Source organism: Pseudomonas sp. ANT_H4 (genome assembly GCF_008369295.1).
Taxonomy (GTDB): Bacteria; Pseudomonadota; Gammaproteobacteria; order Pseudomonadales; family Pseudomonadaceae; genus Aquipseudomonas.
On sequence record NZ_VOBG01000028.1, the window covers coordinates 36,900 to 57,520 of the forward strand.

The following is a 20,621-nucleotide window of genomic DNA, read 5'->3' on the forward strand; positions in this document are numbered from 1 at the left end:
TTTACTCGACAGCTCCTAGGGGCTTCATTTATTCGCAGAGATAACGGACATGTCCCTACGCACCCTACTCACAGCCCTGCTCCTGACCACCAGCTTCTCGGTGATGGCCGCCACCGAAGTCGTGCCCCTGAGTAATCGCACCAGCGCCGACCTGCTGCCAGTGGCACAGAACTTTATCGGCAAGGACGGCACCGTCAGCGCCTATGGCAATCAATTGATTGTCAACGCCGAGCCAGACAAGATCCAGGGCTTGCGCGCCCTCCTCGCGCAACTGGACATACCGTCCAAGCGCCTGCTGATCACCGTCGACACTAATGAAAACAATCAGCAAACCAACAACCAAGTCATTACCTACAGCACTGAAAGCCGCGACGGCGGCATCCAGCAGATCCAGGCCAGCGAAGGCGTGCCGGCGCTGATCCAGGTGGGCCAGAGCGTACCTCTCACCACAACCCAACCCGACACCTACGGCCGCCCGCAAAACCAGACCCAATATCGCAACGTCACCCAGGGTTTCTACGTCACTGCCAGCGTCACCGGCGAAACCGTCCACCTGAGCATCAGTACCAATCGTGACCGCATGAGCCAGGAACGTCCCGATGTAGTGAACGTACAAAGTACCGACACAACCGTCAGCGGCCGCCTGGGCGAATGGATCACCCTGGCCGGGATCAATCGTCAGACCCAGGCCGACAAACAGGGCGCAACCCGCACCTACTCGACTCAGGGCAGGGATGACCTGACCTTGCGGGTCAAAGTCGACACATTGAACTGAAGCACCAAAAACTGACTGATTAGTCGTCTTAGACTAAAGATGTAGTGCTTGAAAAAAAGCACTACAAAACATTTGACGATCCAAAAAAGCATGGGCATGATGGCCTCGCTCCCGCTAATCAGAGGCCCTGGCAAGGGCCTTCGGATCGCAGCTCTTAGCTACCCACTTGAGCCGATTCGTGTCTGTACCCGCCCACAAGGTGTGTTTGACGAGGTTGCGACTGGAACGAAGTTGTCCCGAGGGACGGAAGCTAACCAGGTAACCCGGCAATACACTGATGGATCGTACAAGGGCCCACGATGCCCGAAGACAGTTCTCGGTTCGCCTCTACCTGCTCACTTCCCCCTTGAGCTCATCGTTCATCCCGTCGCAGTCCCCGCCAAGCCTAAGCCTCTGGTCAGCGAGCAGCCACGCCCACGCACTGAATGCGCGGCTGGCAACAGGATTTTTCCACCCAGACCTATGCGACGAGGTTTATCTCCATGGCACTGACACGCGAACAGCAAATTGCAGCCCTCGAAAAAGATTGGGCTGAAAACCCACGCTGGAAAGGCGTGACACGCGCTTACTCCGCTGCTGACGTCGTCCGCCTGCGCGGCTCGGTTCAACCTGAGCACACCTTTGCAAGACTGGGCGCCGAGAAGCTGTGGAACCTGGTGACCCAGGGCGCCAAGCCGTCCTTCCGTCCCGATAAAGATTTCGTCAACTGCATGGGCGCCCTGACCGGCGGCCAGGCTGTGCAACAAGTCAAGGCCGGTATCCAGGCGATCTACCTGTCTGGCTGGCAAGTGGCTGCGGACAACAACTCCGCAGAATCCATGTACCCAGATCAGTCGCTGTACCCGGTGGACTCCGTGCCAACCGTGGTCAAGCGCATCAACAACTCGTTCCGCCGCGCCGACCAGATCCAGTGGAAAGCCGGTAAAGGCCCGGGCGATGAAGGCTACATCGACTACTTCGCGCCAATCGTGGCTGACGCCGAAGCCGGCTTCGGCGGCGTACTGAACGCCTACGAGCTGATGAAGAGCATGATCGAGGCAGGCGCTGCCGGCGTTCACTTCGAAGACCAACTAGCTTCCGTGAAGAAATGCGGCCACATGGGCGGCAAGGTACTGGTTCCTACCCAGGAAGCCGTACAGAAGCTGACCGCTGCCCGTCTGGCGGCTGACGTTGCCGGTACACCGACCATCATCCTGGCCCGTACCGACGCCAACGCAGCAGACCTGCTGACTTCGGATTGCGACCCGTACGACCTGCCATTCGTGACTGGCGAACGCACCCAGGAAGGCTTCTACAAAGTACGCGCCGGCCTTGACCAGGCTATCGCTCGCGGCCTGGCCTACGCACCGTACGCCGACCTGATCTGGTGCGAAACCGCCAAGCCAGATCTGGACGAAGCTCGTCGCTTTGCTGAAGCGATCAAGAAGGAATACCCGGACCAACTGCTGTCCTACAACTGCTCGCCTTCCTTCAACTGGAAGAAAAACCTGGACGACGCGACCATCGCCAAGTTCCAGCGCGAACTGTCCGCCATGGGCTACAAGCACCAGTTCATCACCCTGGCCGGCATTCACAACATGTGGCACAGCATGTTCAACCTGGCGCACGACTACGCCCGCAACGACATGACTGCCTACGTGAAACTGCAGGAGCAGGAATTCGCTGATGCCTCCAAGGGTTACACCTTCGTGGCGCACCAGCAGGAAGTGGGCACTGGCTACTTCGACGACATGACCACCGTAATTCAGGGCGGCTCCTCGTCCGTAACCGCGCTGACCGGCTCGACCGAAGAAGAACAGTTCCACTGAGTAACCTGAGTACACGGCCATTGCGGACCCGATAAAAAGCTAACCGCAGTGCCGCACGATCTGACGCCCCGACTGGTTCGGGGCGTTTTTTTTGCCTGCGAAGATCTCCCTGGCACACCGAAGATCAAATGTGTGGCTTGCCTCATAGGTGCATGGGTATCTACGCATCTTTGCCGGCAGGGTTTTGGGGTTGCGGGCTGGGCTGGGTATATATCCGTTATTTTGGTCAGGGCGGATTAGGGTTACGTCCTTACGACGTGTCACTTTGAAAAGCCCAAAGTAGCCAAAGGCTCTTGCCCCACCACTTGGTGCCTCGCTTAGGCTCGGCATACCCTCTCTGCGGCATTGCTCCGTGGGCCGCCGCGATGGGCAATCCCTGGCCCAGCGCGGCTAAACCGGCGTCCTGCCGGTTTACCCACGGATCAATGCCTGCGTTCAGCCATCGTGGTTAACGGGGCGCCTTAGATCAAAAGCAAAAGCACGGCGGCCTGGTAGCCGACCTGAGTGGTGAAAAGCAAAAGCGGATGGGCGCTAGCTGATGTGTAAATTCCCTGTGGCGAGCGGGCTTGCCCGCGCTGGGCTGCGCAGTAGCCCCAGTAAGATCACTGCGGTCTTTCTGATAAATCACAGTGGCCGGCCAGGGAGTGCTCCGCGCTCCAACGCGGCGGTTCGGTGATCCGACAAGCCCACTCGGCACAACAAGCCCGACTCTCACTGGAAATGCGCCCAGCGCCAGAATTTTCGCAGAACATTGATCCAGAGCGGTATTCGCTTCGGAAGATTCGGTTAAAAGATCCCCTTTACCAACTTGGGCCAAACGGGCAAGTAACAACAACTTCTCCCGTAACACACCCAACACCCGTTTAAAATCCGCTCAAACAATAGTCATTATCATTTGGAGGGCAGAAACTTCATTACTCGTTAAACAAAACATAATTGATGAAAATCAAGCTAATGCCCGTAGCGTATGGGCTGCAGCCCCACAAAGGTGCACTATGTCCTTATTCCATCGAATAAATTCGCTCTCGGAATTTTACTTGCCCGGTGTTTAGCCATAAAATCACCGCGATTGATTGCTCTGCGACATATCGTCACTGCTTTATTTCTTTATCAAGCTCAGAGACCCTTGCTCTCTGTTAAGGATTACCAGCATGCCCGAAGCGACAGGACTCATGGCCCACAACTGGGGCTTTGCCATTTTCCTTTTGGGTGTCGTCGGCCTTTGCGCCTTCATGCTCGGTGTATCCAGCCTCCTGGGGTCAAAAGCCTGGGGTCGCAGCAAAAACGAACCGTTCGAGTCCGGCATGCTACCTACAGGTGGCGCCCGCTTGCGGTTCTCAGCCAAATTCTATCTGGTCGCGATGCTCTTCGTGATCTTCGATATCGAAGCCCTTTTTCTCTTTGCCTGGTCTGTGTCCGTCCGCGAAAGTGGCTGGACCGGATTCGTCGAAGCTCTCGTTTTCATAGCAATTCTGTTGGCAGGCCTTGTCTACCTATTTCGAGTGGGCGCCCTTGACTGGGCTCCGGAAGCTCGTCGCAAGCGGCAAGCGAAGCTGAAACAATGAGGCTTTGGCGATGCAATACAATCTCACCAGGATCAACCCGGATGCTCCTAACGAGCAGTACCCCATCGGCGAGCGGGAAACCGTTTCCGATCCGTTAGAAGACCAAGTCCACAAAAACATCTACATGGGCAAGCTGGAAGACGTGCTGAACGGCGCGGTCAACTGGGGGCGTAAAAACTCCCTGTGGCCGTACAACTTCGGCCTTTCCTGCTGCTACGTGGAAATGACCACCGCCTTCACGGCGCCCCACGACATCGCGCGCTTTGGCGCCGAAGTTATCCGGGCATCGCCGCGCCAGGCGGATTTCATGGTTATCGCCGGTACCTGCTTTATCAAGATGGCGCCGATCATTCAGCGTCTCTACGAGCAAATGCTCGAACCAAAGTGGGTTATCTCCATGGGTTCGTGCGCCAACTCCGGTGGCATGTACGACATCTACTCCGTTGTTCAGGGGGTGGACAAGTTCCTGCCCGTGGACGTCTACGTGCCTGGCTGCCCGCCCCGCCCTGAAGCATTTCTGCAAGGCTTGATGCTGTTGCAGGAATCGATTGGCAAGGAGCGTCGCCCACTTTCCTGGGTTGTCGGAGATCAAGGCGTATACCGCGCCGAGATGCCGTCACAAAAGGAACAGCGCCGCGAACAGCGTATTCAGGTCACCAACCTGCGCAGCCCCGACGAAGTCTGATCCAGAGCCGCTTCTTTTATAGAACGAAAACCTGGCTTCATTCTTTACGTTGACCGAAAGCGATAAAAAACCATGACTACAGGCAGTGCTCTGTACATCCCGCCTTACAAGGCAGACGACCAGGATGTGGTCGTCGAACTCAATAACCGTTTTGGCCCTGACGCCTTCACCGCCCAGGCCACGCGTACTGGTATGCCGGTGCTGTGGGTGGCGCGTGCCAAGCTTGTCGAAGTCCTGAGCTTCCTGCGCAACCTGCCCAAGCCGTACGTCATGCTCTATGACCTGCATGGCGTGGACGAACGCCTGCGTACCAAGCGCCAGGGGCTGCCGAGCGGCGCCGACTTCACCGTGTTCTATCACCTGATGTCGCTGGAACGTAACAGCGACGTGATGATCAAGGTTGCCCTCTCCGAGAGCGACTTGAGCATTCCGACCGTGACCGGTATCTGGCCAAACGCCAACTGGTACGAGCGTGAAGTGTGGGACATGTTCGGCATCGATTTCCCCGGCCACCCGCACCTGTCGCGCATCATGATGCCGCCGACCTGGGAAGGTCACCCGCTGCGCAAGGACTTCCCTGCCCGCGCCACTGAATTCGATCCGTACAGCCTGACCCTGGCCAAGCAGCAGCTTGAAGAAGAAGCCGCGCGCTTCCGTCCGGAAGACTGGGGCATGAAACGCTCCGGCACCAACGAGGACTACATGTTCCTCAACCTGGGCCCGAACCACCCTTCGGCTCACGGTGCCTTCCGCATCATCCTGCAACTGGACGGCGAAGAAATCGTCGACTGCGTGCCGGACGTTGGCTACCACCACCGTGGTGCCGAGAAGATGGCCGAGCGCCAGTCCTGGCACAGCTTCATCCCGTACACCGACCGTATCGATTACCTCGGCGGTGTGATGAACAACCTGCCGTACGTGCTCGCGGTCGAGAAGCTGGCCGGCATCAAGGTGCCGGACAAAGTCGACACCATCCGCATCATGATGGCCGAGTTTTTCCGGATCACCAGCCACCTGCTGTTCCTGGGTACCTATATCCAGGACGTTGGTGCGATGACGCCGGTGTTCTTCACCTTCACCGACCGCCAGAAGGCTTACACGGTGATCGAAGCTATCACCGGTTTCCGTCTGCACCCGGCCTGGTACCGCATCGGCGGCGTTGCGCATGACCTGCCGCGCGGCTGGGAAAAACTGGTGAAAGACTTCGTCGAGTGGCTACCAAAACGCCTCGATGAGTACCAGAAAGCCGCCCTGGACAACAGTATCCTCAAGGGTCGGACCATCGGCGTCGCTGCCTATAACACCAAAGAGGCCCTGGAATGGGGCGTCACGGGTGCCGGCCTGCGTTCCACCGGTTGTGATTTCGATCTGCGTAAAGCACGCCCGTACTCCGGCTACGAGAACTTCGAGTTCGAAGTCCCGCTGGCGGCCAATGGCGATGCCTACGACCGTTGCATCGTGCGCGTCGAAGAGATGCGCCAGAGCATCAAAATCATCGACCAGTGCATGCGCAACATGCCGGAAGGCCCGTACAAGGCGGATCACCCGCTAACCACGCCGCCGCCTAAAGAGCGCACCCTGCAGCACATCGAAACCCTGATCACGCACTTCCTGCAAGTCTCGTGGGGCCCGGTAATGCCGGCCAACGAGTCCTTCCAGATGATTGAAGCGACCAAGGGTATCAACAGTTATTACCTGACGAGCGATGGCGGCACCATGAGCTACCGCACCCGGATTCGCACCCCAAGCTTCCCGCACCTGCAGCAGATCCCTTCGGTGATCAAAGGCAGCATGGTCTCGGACTTGATTGCGTACCTGGGTAGTATCGATTTCGTTATGGCCGACGTGGACCGCTAAGCATGAACAGCACGCTTATCCAGACAGACCGTTTTACCTTGAGTGAAACCGAACGCTCGGCCATTGAGCACGAGCTGCATCACTACGAAGACCCGCGCGCGGCGTCGATCGAAGCCTTGAAGATCGTCCAGAAGGAACGTGGCTGGGTGCCAGACGGTGCCATCTACGCCATCGGCGAGATACTCGGCATCCCCGCCAGCGACGTTGAAGGCGTGGCTACGTTCTACAGCCAGATCTTCCGCCAACCGGTGGGCCGCCACATCATTCGCGTGTGCGACAGCATGGTCTGCTATATCGGCGGCCACGAGTCCGTGGTCGGCGCAATCCAGAGCAAGCTGGGCATCGGCCTGGGCGAGACCACCGCTGACGGCCGGTTTACCCTGCTGCCGGTGTGCTGCCTGGGCAACTGCGACAAGGCGCCGGCGTTGATGATCGACGACGACACATTCGGTGACGTGCAAACTGCTGGCGTCGCCCAATTGCTCGAGGGCTACCCATGACCCTGACTTCCTTCGGTCCTGCCAACCGCATCAAGCGTTCGGCCGAGACTCACCCGCTGACCTGGCGCCTGCGTGACGATGGCGAAGCCGTTTGGCTCGACGAGTACCAGGCCAAGAACGGTTACGCTGCCGCGCGCAAAGCCTTTGCCGACATGGCCCAGGACGACATCGTCCAGACCGTGAAAGACGCAGGCCTGAAAGGCCGCGGCGGTGCAGGCTTCCCCACGGGCGTGAAGTGGGGCCTGATGCCCAAGGACGAATCCATCAACATCCGCTACCTGCTGTGCAACGCGGATGAAATGGAGCCCAACACCTGGAAAGACCGCATGCTGATGGAGCAACTGCCCCATCTGCTGATCGAAGGCATGCTGATCAGTGCCCGAGCGCTGAAAACCTACCGTGGCTACATCTTTCTGCGTGGCGAATACACCACCGCCGCCAAGCACTTGAACCGTGCAGTGGAAGAAGCCAAGGCAGCCGGCCTTTTGGGCAAGAACATCCTGGGCAGCGGTTTTGATTTCGAGCTGATCGTCCACACCGGCGCAGGGCGTTACATCTGCGGTGAAGAAACCGCACTGATCAACTCCCTCGAAGGCCGCCGCGCCAACCCGCGCTCCAAGCCGCCCTTCCCTGCCGCCGTCGGTGTGTGGGGCAAGCCGACTTGCGTAAACAACGTTGAAACCCTCTGCAACGTGCCGGCGATCATTGCCGACGGCGTGGACTGGTACAAATCGTTGGCCCGCGAAGGCAGTGAAGACATGGGCACCAAGCTCATGGGCTTCTCCGGCAAGGTCAAGAACCCTGGCTTGTGGGAGTTGCCATTCGGCATCACCGGTCGCGAGTTGTTCGAAGACTACGCCGGCGGCATGCGCGACGGTTACACCCTCAAGGCCTGGCAGCCAGGCGGCGCCGGTACCGGCTTCCTGTTGCCCGAGCACCTGGACGCACAAATGTATGCCGGCGGCATCGCCAAGGTGGGCACCCGCATGGGTACCGGCCTGGCCATGGCGGTGGACGACAGCGTCAACATGGTCTCCTTGCTGCGCAACATGGAGCAGTTCTTCTCCCGCGAATCCTGCGGCTTCTGCACGCCTTGCCGCGATGGTTTGCCATGGAGCGTCAAGCTCTTGATGGCCATCGAGAAAGGCGAAGGTCAGCCCGGTGACATCGAGACCCTGTTGGGTCTGGTCGGCTTCCTCGGCCCTGGCAAGACCTTCTGTGCTCACGCACCGGGCGCCGTGGAGCCATTGGGCAGCGCAATCAAATACTTCCGTTCGGAGTTCGAAGCCGGCATCGCGCCCACCAGCGCCGCCGTCCCGCCTCTGGCGAGGCCGATCGTAGTCGGCGCGTAACGCTTAACAAGGCGAAAGGTCCGTGCCCTTCGCTTTCTCATGTGATGACGCCTTTAAGGCTGTGTTGATTCACATGAATAACAAGATTCCATTAGCCACGCCCGCTGACACCGGGCCAACGAAGAACTTTGAACCATGGCCACTATCCACGTAGACGGCAAAGAGCTCGAAGTCGATGGGGCAGACAACCTGTTACAGGCGTGTCTGTCGCTAGGCCTCGATATCCCTTATTTCTGCTGGCACCCCGCCCTTGGCAGCGTTGGCGCTTGCCGCCAGTGCGCGGTCAAGCAGTACACCGACGAGAATGACAAGCGTGGTCGGATCGTCATGTCCTGCATGACCCCCGCCACCGACGGCAGCTGGATTTCCATCGACGACGAAGAAGCGAAAGTGTTTCGCGCCAGCGTCGTTGAATGGCTGATGACCAACCACCCGCACGACTGCCCGGTCTGCGAGGAAGGCGGTCACTGCCACCTGCAAGACATGACCGTGATGACTGGCCACAACGAGCGCCGTTATCGCTTCACCAAGCGTACTCACCAGAATCAGCAACTGGGCCCGTTCATTTCCCACGAAATGAACCGCTGCATCGCTTGCTACCGCTGCGTGCGCTTCTACAAGGACTACGCCGGCGGCACCGACCTCGGTGTGTTCGGCGCCCACGACAACGTGTACTTCGGTCGCGTTGAAGATGGCGTGCTGGAAAGCGAGTTCTCCGGCAACCTCACCGAGGTCTGCCCAACCGGTGTGTTCACCGACAAGACTCACTCCGAGCGCTACAACCGCAAGTGGGACATGCAGTTCTCGCCGAGCATCTGCCATGGCTGCTCCAGCGGTTGCAACATCTCCCCTGGCGAGCGCTATGGTGAACTGCGTCGTATCGAAAACCGCTTCAACGGTTCGGTCAACCAGTACTTCCTGTGCGACCGTGGCCGTTTCGGCTATGGCTACGTCAACCGCGAAGACCGTCCACGCCAACCGCTGCTGGCCGATGGTGCCAAGCTGAGCCTGGACCAGGCGCTGGATAAAGCCTCTGACCTGCTGCGCGGTCGCAACATCGTCGGTATCGGTTCGCCCCGCGCCAGCCTCGAAAGCAACTACGCGTTGCGCGAACTGGTAGGCGCCGAGCACTTCTACTCGGGTATCGAAGCCGCTGAACTGGAACGCATCCGCCTGGTCCTGCAAGTGCTGAACGACAGCCCGCTGCCTGTGCCAAACATGCGCGACATCGAAGACCATGACGCGATCTTCGTCCTCGGTGAAGACCTGACCCAGACCGCCGCCCGCATGGCCCTGGCCCTGCGCCAGTCGGTCAAGGGCAAGGCTGAAGACATGGCCGACGCCCTGCGCGTCCAGCCATGGCTCGACGCGGCGGTGAAAAACATCGGCCAGAACGCGCTGAACCCGCTGTTTATCGCAAGCCTGGCTGAAACCAAGCTCGACGATATCGCCGAAGAGTGCGTTCACGCCGCGCCTGACGATCTCGCCCGCATCGGTTTTGCCGTGGCCCATGCCATCGACGCCAGCGCGCCTGCCGTTGAGGGCCTGGACGCCGAAGCCCTGGAACTGGCCAAGCGCATCGCCGACGCCCTGCTGGCGGCCAAGCGCCCACTGATCATCGCCGGTACCTCCCTGGGTTCCAAGGCGCTGATCGAAGCCGCGGCCAACATCGCCAAGGCCCTCAAGCTGCGCGAGAAGAACGGTTCCATCAGCCTGATCGTGCCAGAAGCCAACAGCCTCGGCCTGGCCATGCTGGGTGGCGAGTCCCTGGACGCCGCCCTGCAAGCCGTGATCGACGGCAGCAGCGATGCCATCGTGGTGCTGGAAAACGATCTGTACACCCGCACTGACGCAGCCAAGGTTGACGCTGCGCTAAACGCGGCCAAAGTGCTGATCGTTGCCGACCACCAGAAAACCGCCACCAGCGACCGTGCCCACCTGGTACTGCCAGCGGCAAGCTTCGCTGAAGGCGACGGTACTCTGGTCAGCCAGGAAGGCCGCGCCCAGCGCTTCTTCCAAGTGTTCGATCCGAAGTACCTCGACGCGAGCATCCTGGTTCACGAAGGCTGGCGCTGGCTGCATGCCCTGCGCGCCACCTTGCTGAACCAGCCAATCGACTGGACCCTACTGGACCACGTCACCGCAGCCTGCGCTTCCAGCACGCCGCAATTGGCCCGCATCGTCGACGCTGCACCGTCCGCCTCGTTCCGCATCAAAGGTATGAAACTGGCCCGTGAACCGTTGCGTTATTCCGGTCGTACCGCCATGCGCGCCGACATCAGCGTGCATGAACCGCGTACTTCGCAAGACAACGACACCGCGTTCGCCTTCTCCATGGAAGGTTACTCGGGCTCGGTCGAGCCTCGCCAGCAGGTGCCGTTCGCCTGGTCGCCGGGCTGGAACTCGCCGCAAGCCTGGAACAAGTTCCAGGACGAAGTCGGTGGTCATATCCGCGCTGGCGACCCAGGCACCCGCTTGATCGAAAGCCAGGGTGACTCGCTGAACTGGTTCGCCAATGTTCCACGCGCCTTCAACCCGGCCCAGGGTACATGGCAGGTCGTGCCGTTCTTCCACCTGTTCGGCAGCGAAGAGAACTCTTCCAAGGCCGCGCCGGTTCAAGAGCGCATCCCGGCTGCTTATGTAGCCTTGGCCAAGTCGGAAGCCGATCGCCTGGGCGTCAACGACGGTGCCCTGCTCAGCTTGAACGTAGGCGGCCAGACCCTGCGTCTGCCGCTGCGCATCAACGAAGAGCTGGGCGCCGGCCTGGTGGCATTGCCAGCAGGTATCGCCGGTATCCCGCCGGCAATTGCAGGCTTTATCGTTGACGGTCTGCAGGAGGCAGCGCAATGACCTGGTTCACCCCTGAAGTGATCGACGTGATCATTGCGGTCGTCAAGGCCATCGTGATCCTGCTGGCCGTGGTGGTCGCGGGCGCCCTGCTCAGCTTCGTCGAACGTCGACTGCTGGGCTGGTGGCAGGACCGTTACGGTCCGAACCGCGTTGGCCCGTTCGGCATGTTCCAGATCGCCGCCGACATGCTGAAAATGTTCTTCAAGGAAGACTGGACCCCGCCGTTTGCCGACAAGGTGATCTTCACCCTGGCACCGGTCGTGGCCATGAGCGCCTTGCTGATTGCCTTCGCAATCATCCCGATCACCCCGACCTGGGGCGTGGCGGACCTGAACATCGGCTTGCTGTTCTTCTTCGCCATGGCCGGTCTGTCGGTCTATGCGGTGCTGTTCGCCGGTTGGGCCAGTAACAACAAGTTCGCCCTGCTGGGCGCCTTGCGGGCCTCGGCCCAGACCGTGTCCTACGAAGTGTTCATGGGCCTGGCCCTGATGGGCATCGTGGTGCAGGTCGGCTCGTTCAACATGCGCGACATCGTCGAGTACCAGGCGCAGAACCTGTGGTTCATCATTCCGCAGTTCTTCGGCTTCTGTACCTTCTTCATCGCAGGCGTAGCCGTGACTCACCGTCACCCCTTCGACCAGCCGGAAGCGGAACAGGAACTGGCCGACGGTTATCACATTGAATACGCCGGCATGAAATGGGGCATGTTCTTCGTCGGTGAGTACATCGGCATCATCTTGATCTCGGCGCTGCTGGTGACCTTGTTCTTCGGTGGCTGGCACGGTCCGTTCGGCATCCTGCCGCAACTGGCTTTCCTCTGGTTCGTCTTGAAGACCTCGTTCTTCATCATGCTGTTCATCCTGCTGCGCGCTGCCATCCCGCGTCCACGGTATGACCAGGTGATGGATTTCGGCTGGAGGTTCTGCTTGCCGCTGACCCTGATCAATTTGCTGGTGACTGCTGCCGTTGTGTTGTTGAACACGCCAGCGGGCGCGGTTCAGTGAGGATTTGACCCATGTTCAAATATATTGGCGACATCGTTAAGGGTACCGGTACCCAGTTGCGAAGCCTGGTGATGGTGTTCGGTCACGGCTTTCGCAAACGCGACACCCTGCAATACCCGGAAGAAGCGGTGTACCTGCCGCCGCGCTATCGCGGCCGTATCGTCCTGACCCGCGACCCCGACGGCGAAGAGCGCTGCGTGGCCTGCAACCTGTGCGCCGTGGCGTGCCCGGTGGGCTGCATCTCCCTGCAGAAAGCTGAAACCGAAGACGGTCGTTGGTACCCGGAGTTTTTCCGTATCAACTTCTCGCGCTGCATTTTCTGCGGTCTCTGTGAGGAAGCCTGCCCGACCACCGCGATCCAGCTGACACCGGATTTCGAAATGGCCGAGTTCAAACGTCAGGACCTGGTGTACGAGAAAGAAGATCTGCTGATCTCTGGTCCCGGTAAAAACCCTGATTACAACTTCTATCGTGTTGCAGGTATGGCCATTGCCGGTAAGCCAAAAGGCTCCGCGCAAAACGAAGCCGAGCCGATCAACGTGAAGAGCTTGCTGCCTTAAGGAAGAAAGATGGAATTCGCTTTCTATTTCGCATCGGGTATTGCAGTAGTGGCCACGCTTCGCGTGATCACCAACACGAACCCCGTGCACGCCCTGCTCTACCTGATCATTTCGCTGATCGCCGTGGCCATGACCTTTTTCAGCCTCGGCGCACCGTTCGCCGGTGTGCTGGAAGTGATCGCCTACGCTGGCGCCATCATGGTGCTGTTCGTGTTTGTGGTGATGATGCTCAACCTGGGGCCGGCTTCGGTCGCCCAGGAGCGCGTCTGGCTCAAACCCGGCATCTGGATCGGCCCGGTGATCCTGGCAGCCCTGCTGCTTGGCGAGCTGCTGTATGTGCTGTTCGCTCACCAGAGCGGCCACGCCATCGGCCACACCACCGTAGACGCCAAGGCCGTGGGCATCAGCCTGTTCGGCCCGTACCTGCTGGTGGTCGAACTGGCTTCGATGCTGCTGCTTGCCGCAGCCATCACCGCCTTCCACTTGGGCCGCAACGAAGCCAAGGAGCAATGATGATGCCTGCTATCCCTTTGGAGCATGGTCTGGCGGTCGCCGGCATCCTGTTCTGCCTTGGCCTGGTCGGCCTGATGGTGCGCCGCAACATTCTCTTCGTGTTGATGAGCCTGGAAATCATGATGAACGCCGCTGCACTGGCGTTCATCGTGGCAGGTGCAAGGTGGGGCCAGCCGGATGGACAAGTCATGTTCATCCTGGTGATCAGCCTGGCAGCCGCCGAGGCCAGTATTGGCCTGGCGATTCTGCTGCAACTGTATCGTCGCTTCCACACGCTTGATATCGACGCTGCCAGTGAGATGCGCGGATGAACATGATCTTTCTGACTTTCGTATTTCCCCTGATCGGTTTTCTGCTGCTGTCGTTCTCCCGTGGACGTCTCTCGGAAAATCTCTCGGCCCTGATCGGCGTCGGGTCCATTGGCTTGTCGGCGATTGTCGCCGCCTACGTCATCTGGCAATTCAACGTCGCGCCGCCCGAGGGTGGTCACTACACCCTGGTGCTGTGGCAGTGGATGTCGGTGGAGGGCTTCAAGCCCAACTTCGCCCTCTACGTCGACGGCCTGTCGATCACCATGCTTGGCGTGGTGGTGGGCGTGGGTTTCCTGATCCACCTGTTCGCCTCCTGGTACATGCGCGGTGAAGCCGGTTACTCGCGCTTCTTCGCCTACACCAACCTGTTTATCGCCAGCATGCTGTTCCTGGTGCTGGGTGATAACCTGTTGTTCCTGTACTTCGGCTGGGAAGGTGTGGGCCTGTGCTCGTACCTGTTGATCGGTTTCTACTACAGCAACCGCAACAACGGTAACGCGGCACTCAAGGCCTTTATCGTCACCCGTATCGGCGACGTGTTCATGGCCATCGGCCTGTTCATCCTGTTCCAACAGTTGGGTACGTTGAATATCCAGGAACTGCTGGTGCTCGCGCCGCAGAAATTCCAGGTCGGTGACTTCTGGATCACCCTGGCGACCCTGATGCTGCTGGGCGGCGCTGTCGGTAAATCCGCGCAACTGCCACTGCAAACCTGGCTGGCGGACGCGATGGCCGGTCCTACTCCGGTTTCGGCACTGATCCACGCCGCGACGATGGTAACCGCCGGTGTCTACTTGATCGCCCGTACCCACGGCCTGTTCACCCTGGCGCCGGACGTCCTGCATCTTGTCGGCATCGTCGGTGGTGTGACCCTGGTGCTCGCCGGTTTCGCTGCACTGGTTCAGACCGACATCAAGCGCATCCTCGCCTACTCGACCATGAGCCAGATCGGCTACATGTTCCTGGCCCTGGGCATTGGTGCCTGGGAAGGCGCGATCTTCCACCTGATGACCCACGCCTTCTTCAAGGCCCTGCTGTTCCTTGCCTCCGGTGCGGTGATTGTTGCCTGCCACCATGAGCAGAACATCTTCAAGATGGGCGGCCTGTGGAAGAAGCTGCCACTGGCCTACACCAGCTTTATCGTCGGCGGCGCGGCCTTGTCGGCCTTGCCATTGGTGACCGCAGGCTTCTATTCCAAAGACGAAATCCTTTGGGAAGCCTTTGCCAGCGGTAACCAGGGACTGCTGTATGCAGGCCTGGTGGGTGCGTTCATGACCTCGTTGTACACCTTCCGCCTGATCTTCATCGCGTTCCACGGTGAAGCGAAGACCGAAGCCCACGCGGGCCATGGCATCTCCCACTGGCTGCCACTGTCGGTGCTGATCATCCTGTCGACCTTCGTCGGCGCCATGATCACCCCGCCACTGGCTGGCGTGTTACCACAAAGCGTCGGCCATGCCGGCGGCGACGCCAAGCACAGCCTGGAAATCGCCTCGGGCGCCATCGCCCTGGCCGGTATCCTGCTGGCGGCACTGCTGTTCCTCGGCAAGCGTCGCTTCGTCACCGCCGTTGCCAACAGTGCCATTGGCCGCTTCCTTTCGGCCTGGTGGTTCGCTGCCTGGGGCTTCGACTGGGTCTACGACAAACTGTTCGTCAAGCCTTACCTTGCGATCAGCCACGTACTGCGCAAAGACCCGTTCGACCAGACCATCGGTTTGATCCCGCGTGCTGCCAAGGCTGGTCACACCGCCCTGAGCCGCACCGAGACTGGCCAGTTGCGCTGGTATGCAGCTTCCATGGCGGCCGGTGCCGTGCTGGTGATCGGCGCCATCGTTGTGGTAGCGGTCTGATATGAACTTTGCGAACTTGCGAAAGGAAACGAGCCCGTCATGATTCTGCCCTGGCTAATCCTGATTCCCTTTATCGGCGGCCTGCTCTGCTGGATGGGTGAGCGCTTCGGCGCTACCCTGCCCCGCTGGATTGCGTTGCTGACCATGTCCCTGGAACTCGCTCTCGGCCTCTGGCTGTGGGCCCATGGCGACTATTCATTTGCTCCGGCGCCTGGCGCCGATCCCACCTGGGCGCTTGAGTTCAAGCACATCTGGATCCCGCGCTTTGGCATCAACGTGCACCTGGCCCTCGATGGCCTGTCGCTGTTGATGATCCTGCTGACCGGCCTGCTGGGTATCCTCTCGGTACTCTGCTCCTGGAAAGAGATTCAGCATCACGTGGGCTTCTTCCACCTGAACCTGATGTGGATTTTGGGCGGTGTTGTCGGCGTGTTCCTCGCCCTCGACCTGTTCATGTTCTTCTTCTTCTGGGAAATGATGCTGGTGCCGATGTACTTCCTCATCGCGCTCTGGGGTCACAGTTCTTCGGACGGCAAGAAAACCCGGATCTACGCGGCGACCAAGTTCTTCATCTTCACCCAGGCTTCCGGCCTGATCATGTTGGTGGCGATCCTCGGCCTGGTACTGGTCAACTTCAACAGCACCGGGGTAATCACTTTTGATTACGCCACGCTACTGAAAACCAAGATGTCCCTGACCACCGAGTACATCTTGATGCTGGGCTTCTTCATCGCCTTCGCGGTGAAGCTGCCGGTGGTGCCGTTCCACTCCTGGTTGCCTGACGCTCACGCCCAGGCGCCGACCGCCGGTTCCGTGGACCTGGCCGGTATCCTGTTGAAGACCGCGGCCTACGGCTTGCTGCGTTTCGCCCTGCCGCTGTTCCCGAATGCCTCGGCCGAGTTTGCGCCGATCGCCATGACCCTCGGTCTGATCGGGATCTTCTACGGTGCGTTCCTGGCCTTCGCCCAGACCGACATCAAGCGTCTGATCGCCTTCTCGTCCGTTTCCCACATGGGCTTCGTACTGATCGGCATCTACTCCGGCAGCCAGGTCGCGTTGCAAGGTGCAGTGATCCAGATGTTGGCTCACGGCGTTTCGGCGGCGGCACTGTTTATCCTCAGTGGCCAGTTGTATGAGCGTCTGCACACCCGTGACATGCGTGAGATGGGCGGCCTGTGGTCGCGTATCGCCTACCTGCCGGCCATCAGCCTGTTCTTCGCCGCCGCGTCCCTGGGCTTGCCGGGTACCGGCAACTTCATTGGCGAATTCCTTATCCTGATGGGTGCGTTCGTCAATACACCGTGGGTCAGTGCTATCGCTACCTCCGGCCTGGTGTTCGGTTCGGTCTACTCGCTGATCATGATCCACCGTGCCTACTTCGGTCCGTCCAAGTCGGACGCCGTGTTGCATGGCCTGGATGCTCGCGAACTGATCATGGTGCTCGGCCTTGCAGTGCTGCTGATCTACATCGGCGTGTACCCGCAGCCGTTCCTCGATACCTCTGCCGCAACGATGCATGGCGTGCAGCAATGGTTCGGCACCGCCTTCACTCAACTCGCTTCGGCCCGGTAAGAGCGCTATGGAATTCACGATCCAACATTTTATCGCGCTTGCGCCGCTGCTGATCACCAGCCTCACCGTTGTAACGGTGATGCTGGCGATCGCCTGGCGCCGCAACCACTCGCAGACCTTCCTGATTTCGGTGGCGGGCCTGAACGTGGCTTTGCTGTCGATCATCCCGGCACTCAAGGTCGCGCCACTGGCGGTCACCCCGCTGTTGATGGTCGATGACTTCGCGCTGCTGTACATCGCGTTGATCCTCGTCGCCACTCTGGCCTGCGTCACCCTCGCCCACGCCTACCTCGGCGAAGGCGGCACCGGTTACCCAGGCAACCGCGAAGAGCTGTATCTGCTGATCCTGCTGGCTGCCACCGGCGGTATCGTCCTGGTCAGCGCGCAACACCTGGCCGGCTTGTTCATCGGCCTGGAACTGCTGTCGATCCCGACCTACGGCCTGGTGGCCTACGCCTTCTTCAACAAGCGCTCCCTGGAAGCCGGCATCAAGTACATGGTGCTGTCGGCGGCTGGTTCCGCGTTCCTGTTGTTCGGTATGGCGCTGCTCTACGCCGAAGCTGGCAGCCTGAGCTTCAGCGGTATCGGTCACGCCCTGGCCGCCACCAGCATGCCTGCGCCAATTGCCCAGTTGGGCCTGGCAATGATGTTGATCGGCCTGGCGTTCAAGCTGTCGCTGGTGCCGTTCCACCTGTGGACCCCGGACGTGTACGAAGGCGCCCCGGCGCCAGTCGCTGCTTTCCTGGCTACCGCCTCGAAAGTCGCGGTGTTTGCAGTGATGGTGCGTTTGTTCCAGATCTCGCCTGCAGCCAACACCGGTGTACTGAGCGACGTGCTGACCATCATCGCCATCGCGTCGATCCTGTTCGGTAACCTACTGGCCCTGACCCAGAACAACCTCAAGCGCCTGCTGGGTTATTCGTCCATCGCTCACTTCGGCTATCTGTTGATCGCCCTGGTGGCAAGCAAGGGCCTGGCGGTGGAAGCCATCGGCGTCTATCTGGTCACCTACGTGATCACCAGCCTTGGCGCGTTCGGCGTGATCACGCTGATGTCCTCGCCTTACAAAGGCCGCGACGCCGACGCCCTGTACGAGTATCGCGGCCTGTTCTGGCGCCGCCCGTACCTGACTGCCGTGTTGACCATGATGATGCTGTCCCTGGCCGGTATCCCACTGACCGCTGGCTTCATCGGCAAGTTCTACATTGTGGCTACCGGTGTTGAAGCGCACGAATGGTGGCTGGTGGCTTCGCTGGTATTGGGCAGCGCCATCGGCGTTTTCTACTACCTGCGCGTGATGGTGACGCTGTACCTGATCGAGCCAAACCTGCGCCGTGTCGACGCCGAACTGCACTGGGAACAGAAAGCCGGCGGCGTGATGCTGCTGGCGATCGCCTTGTTGGCGTTCTTCCTCGGCGTCTACCCACAACCGTTGCTCACCTTGGTGCAGCATGCGGTGATGGCGGGTTGATCGTTTAGGCGATTGCAGTAAATAGAACGGCACCTTCGGGTGCCGTTTTGCGTTTCTGGGAATAGATCCAAGAGGGGCCGCGCGACGTCTATTGCTATCGCGATAGCGGTAGCAGAAACACCACAAAAAACGGCACCTCACGGTGCCGTTCTACTAACGCCCCCTCTTACTTACGCGCCGCCTCCCACGACTTGAGCAACTCGTTGTAGTTGACCGTTTCACCCTTGGGCTTCTCGTTCGCCAGTTTCGGCTTCGGCGCCCCAGGCTGATCAAACCAGTATTGCGCATCGCGCTCCGGGTTCATCTTCGGCCCGCAGATCGGCTGCACCTTGGAGCGTTCCAGACGCGTCATGATGGCGTCCTGGTCCTTGGCTAAACCGTCCAGCGCCTGTTGCGGGGTTTTCTCGCCGCTGGCGGCTTCCGAAATATGGCTCCACCACAGTTGGGCCAGGCGTGGATAATCCGGCACGTTGGTCCCGGTCGGTGTCCATTGCACACGGGCCGGGCTGCGATAGAACTCCACCAGCCCGCCAAGCTTCGGTGCCAGGTCGGTCATGGCCTGGGAGTTGATGTCAGACTCGCGGATCGGCGTCAGGCCGACGATGGTTTTCTTCAGCGACACGGTTTTCGAGGTCACAAACTGGGCATAGAGCCAGGCCGCCAGTTTCTGTTTCTCCGGTGTCGACTTGAGGAAGGTCCAGGAACCCACGTCCTGATACCCCAGCTTCATGCCCTCCTCCCAATACGGCCCACGCGGCGATGGCGCCATGCGCCACTTCGGCGTGCCGTCGGCATTCATCACCGGCAGGCCGGGTTTGGTCATGTCGGCAGTAAAGGCGGTGTACCAGAATATCTGCTGGGCGATGTTGCCCTGGGACGGCACCGGCCCGGATTCGGAGAAGGTCATGCCCGCTGCTTCCGGCGGCGCGTAGGCGCGCATCCAGTCGACATACTTCTGCGTGGCAAAGACCGCCGCCGGGCCATTGGTGTCGCCGCCCCGGGTGACGCTGGAGCCCACCGGATGGCAATCCTCGACGCGAATGCCCCATTCGTCCACCGGCAAGCCATTAGGCAAGCCTTTGTCGCCACCACCAGCCATGGAGAACCAGGCATCGGTGAAACGCCAGCCCAGAGACGGGTCTTTCTTGCCATAGTCCATGTGCCCGTAGACGCGCTTGCCGTCGATTTCCTTGACGTCTTCGGTGAAGAACTTGGCGATGTCTTCATAGGCCGACCAGTTCACTGGCACGCCCAACTCATAGCCGTACTTTTCCTTGAACTTGGCTTTCAGGTCCGCACGCTCGAACCAGTCGGCGCGGAACCAATACAGGTTGGCGAACTGCTGGTCGGGCAACTGGTAGATCTTGCCGTCCGGCGCGGTGGTGAAGGAAATGCCGATGAAGTCCTTGAGGTCCAGGGTCGGCGAGGTGAAGTCCTTGCCTTCGTTGGCCATAAGATCGGTGATGGATTCAGTCTTGCCGTAGCGAAAGTGCGTACCGATCAAATCCGAGTCGTTGACCCAGCCGTCATAGATGTTCTTGTCGGACTGCATCTGGGTTTGCAGCTTCTCCACCACGTCGCCTTCCTGCAACAGGTCGTGGGTCAGCTTGATCCCGGTGATTTCGCTGAAAGCCTTGGCCAGCACCTTGGATTCATACTCGTGGGTGGTCAGGGTTTCCGACACCACGTTGATCTTCATCCCACGAAACGGCTCGGCCGCCTTGATAAACCACTTCAACTCTTCGAGCTGCTGGGCTTCGGTCAGGGTGGACGGTTTGAACTCACTGCCGATCCATTTTTTCGCCGCGTCCTCGTAGGCATCGGCCCAGGCTGCAGCGCTCAACCCGCTGAGCGCCAGCACGGCCGCCAATGAAATGCTATGTCGCAGCTTATTGTTTTTGTCGAACATAGAGACCTCCTGGTTAAGTACAGAGTGGGGGTGCCAAGA

16 protein-coding genes are annotated in these 20,621 nt (G+C 59.8%); 15 read left to right on the forward strand and 1 reads right to left on the reverse strand.

Annotation, left to right across the window (positions count from 1 at the left end):
* Nucleotides 1-49 precede the first annotated feature (49 nt).
* From FQ182_RS24995 to nuoN, 15 genes are all read left to right on the forward strand, one after another.
* Nucleotides 50-775 (forward strand): secretin N-terminal domain-containing protein, encoded by a 726-nt coding sequence (locus tag FQ182_RS24995; protein WP_149414864.1) that lies wholly within the window; start codon nt 50-52, stop codon nt 773-775.
* Nucleotides 776-1,257: 482 nt separating this feature from the next.
* Nucleotides 1,258-2,583 (forward strand): isocitrate lyase, encoded by a 1,326-nt coding sequence (gene aceA, locus FQ182_RS25000; protein WP_133100243.1) that lies wholly within the window; start codon nt 1,258-1,260, stop codon nt 2,581-2,583.
* A gap of 1,151 nt (nt 2,584-3,734) precedes the next feature.
* A complete protein-coding gene (locus FQ182_RS25005; RefSeq protein ID WP_133100244.1) occupies nt 3,735-4,148 on the forward strand; it encodes an NADH-quinone oxidoreductase subunit A in 414 nt (137 codons plus the stop codon).
* A gap of 10 nt (nt 4,149-4,158) precedes the next feature.
* The gene (locus FQ182_RS25010) at nt 4,159-4,833 is read left to right on the forward strand and encodes an NADH-quinone oxidoreductase subunit B family protein (protein WP_133100245.1); all 675 of its coding nucleotides are present in this window, start codon (nt 4,159-4,161) and stop codon (nt 4,831-4,833) included.
* Between the two features lie 72 nt (nt 4,834-4,905).
* Complete coding sequence (gene nuoC / locus FQ182_RS25015; RefSeq protein WP_133100246.1) at nt 4,906-6,690, forward strand: NADH-quinone oxidoreductase subunit C/D; 1,785 nt, start codon at nt 4,906-4,908, stop codon at nt 6,688-6,690.
* 2 nt (nt 6,691-6,692) lie between these two features.
* The gene (gene nuoE, locus FQ182_RS25020) at nt 6,693-7,190 is read left to right on the forward strand and encodes an NADH-quinone oxidoreductase subunit NuoE (protein WP_149414138.1); all 498 of its coding nucleotides are present in this window, start codon (nt 6,693-6,695) and stop codon (nt 7,188-7,190) included.
* Complete coding sequence (gene nuoF / locus FQ182_RS25025; protein ID WP_149414137.1) at nt 7,187-8,542, forward strand: NADH-quinone oxidoreductase subunit NuoF; 1,356 nt, start codon at nt 7,187-7,189, stop codon at nt 8,540-8,542. The genes nuoE and nuoF overlap by 4 nt, the downstream gene beginning before the upstream one ends.
* A 135-nt stretch (nt 8,543-8,677) precedes the next feature.
* Nucleotides 8,678-11,392: an NADH-quinone oxidoreductase subunit NuoG gene (gene nuoG, locus FQ182_RS25030; protein ID WP_149414136.1), complete on the forward strand. Its 2,715-nt coding sequence runs from the start codon at nt 8,678-8,680 to the stop codon at nt 11,390-11,392.
* Nucleotides 11,389-12,396, forward strand: a complete 1,008-nt coding sequence (gene nuoH / locus FQ182_RS25035; RefSeq protein ID WP_133100250.1) for an NADH-quinone oxidoreductase subunit NuoH — start codon at nt 11,389-11,391, stop codon at nt 12,394-12,396. Before nuoG ends, nuoH begins: the two co-directional genes overlap by 4 nt.
* Nucleotides 12,397-12,407: 11 nt before the next feature.
* Nucleotides 12,408-12,956: an NADH-quinone oxidoreductase subunit NuoI gene (nuoI, locus tag FQ182_RS25040; protein ID WP_149414135.1), complete on the forward strand. Its 549-nt coding sequence runs from the start codon at nt 12,408-12,410 to the stop codon at nt 12,954-12,956.
* Between the two features lie 9 nt (nt 12,957-12,965).
* Nucleotides 12,966-13,469 (forward strand): NADH-quinone oxidoreductase subunit J, encoded by a 504-nt coding sequence (gene nuoJ / locus FQ182_RS25045; protein WP_133100251.1) that lies wholly within the window; start codon nt 12,966-12,968, stop codon nt 13,467-13,469.
* Between the two features lie 2 nt (nt 13,470-13,471).
* Nucleotides 13,472-13,780 (forward strand): NADH-quinone oxidoreductase subunit NuoK, encoded by a 309-nt coding sequence (gene nuoK / locus FQ182_RS25050; protein ID WP_003174727.1) that lies wholly within the window; start codon nt 13,472-13,474, stop codon nt 13,778-13,780.
* Entirely contained in the window at nt 13,777-15,630 is a 1,854-nt protein-coding gene (gene nuoL / locus FQ182_RS25055; protein WP_149414134.1) for an NADH-quinone oxidoreductase subunit L, read from the forward strand. The genes nuoK and nuoL overlap by 4 nt, the downstream gene beginning before the upstream one ends.
* A gap of 39 nt (nt 15,631-15,669) precedes the next feature.
* Complete coding sequence (gene nuoM / locus FQ182_RS25060) at nt 15,670-17,202, forward strand: NADH-quinone oxidoreductase subunit M (protein WP_149414133.1); 1,533 nt, start codon at nt 15,670-15,672, stop codon at nt 17,200-17,202.
* A gap of 7 nt (nt 17,203-17,209) precedes the next feature.
* The gene (nuoN, locus tag FQ182_RS25065) at nt 17,210-18,673 is read left to right on the forward strand and encodes an NADH-quinone oxidoreductase subunit NuoN (RefSeq protein WP_149414132.1); all 1,464 of its coding nucleotides are present in this window, start codon (nt 17,210-17,212) and stop codon (nt 18,671-18,673) included.
* Between the two features lie 166 nt (nt 18,674-18,839).
* Here nuoN and FQ182_RS25070 read toward each other — a convergent pair whose 3' ends face one another.
* A complete protein-coding gene (locus FQ182_RS25070) occupies nt 18,840-20,582 on the reverse strand; it encodes an ABC transporter substrate-binding protein (RefSeq protein ID WP_133100255.1) in 1,743 nt (580 codons plus the stop codon).
* Nucleotides 20,583-20,621 lie beyond the last annotated feature (39 nt).

Coding starts and splice junctions, on each gene's coding strand:
- nuoF (WP_149414137.1), top strand. CDS start 7,187: ATGACCCTGACTTCCTTCGGTCCTGCCAACCGCATCAAGCGTTCGGCC.
- nuoL (WP_149414134.1), top strand. CDS start 13,777: ATGAACATGATCTTTCTGACTTTCGTATTTCCCCTGATCGGTTTTCTG.
- FQ182_RS24995 (WP_149414864.1), top strand. CDS start 50: ATGTCCCTACGCACCCTACTCACAGCCCTGCTCCTGACCACCAGCTTC.
- nuoE (WP_149414138.1), top strand. CDS start 6,693: ATGAACAGCACGCTTATCCAGACAGACCGTTTTACCTTGAGTGAAACC.
- nuoI (WP_149414135.1), top strand. CDS start 12,408: ATGTTCAAATATATTGGCGACATCGTTAAGGGTACCGGTACCCAGTTG.
- nuoK (WP_003174727.1), top strand. CDS start 13,472: ATGCCTGCTATCCCTTTGGAGCATGGTCTGGCGGTCGCCGGCATCCTG.
- aceA (WP_133100243.1), top strand. CDS start 1,258: ATGGCACTGACACGCGAACAGCAAATTGCAGCCCTCGAAAAAGATTGG.
- FQ182_RS25070 (WP_133100255.1), bottom strand. CDS start 20,582: ATGTTCGACAAAAACAATAAGCTGCGACATAGCATTTCATTGGCGGCC.
- nuoH (WP_133100250.1), top strand. CDS start 11,389: ATGACCTGGTTCACCCCTGAAGTGATCGACGTGATCATTGCGGTCGTC.
- nuoJ (WP_133100251.1), top strand. CDS start 12,966: ATGGAATTCGCTTTCTATTTCGCATCGGGTATTGCAGTAGTGGCCACG.
- nuoC (WP_133100246.1), top strand. CDS start 4,906: ATGACTACAGGCAGTGCTCTGTACATCCCGCCTTACAAGGCAGACGAC.
- nuoN (WP_149414132.1), top strand. CDS start 17,210: ATGGAATTCACGATCCAACATTTTATCGCGCTTGCGCCGCTGCTGATC.
- nuoM (WP_149414133.1), top strand. CDS start 15,670: ATGATTCTGCCCTGGCTAATCCTGATTCCCTTTATCGGCGGCCTGCTC.
- FQ182_RS25010 (WP_133100245.1), top strand. CDS start 4,159: ATGCAATACAATCTCACCAGGATCAACCCGGATGCTCCTAACGAGCAG.
- nuoG (WP_149414136.1), top strand. CDS start 8,678: ATGGCCACTATCCACGTAGACGGCAAAGAGCTCGAAGTCGATGGGGCA.
- FQ182_RS25005 (WP_133100244.1), top strand. CDS start 3,735: ATGCCCGAAGCGACAGGACTCATGGCCCACAACTGGGGCTTTGCCATT.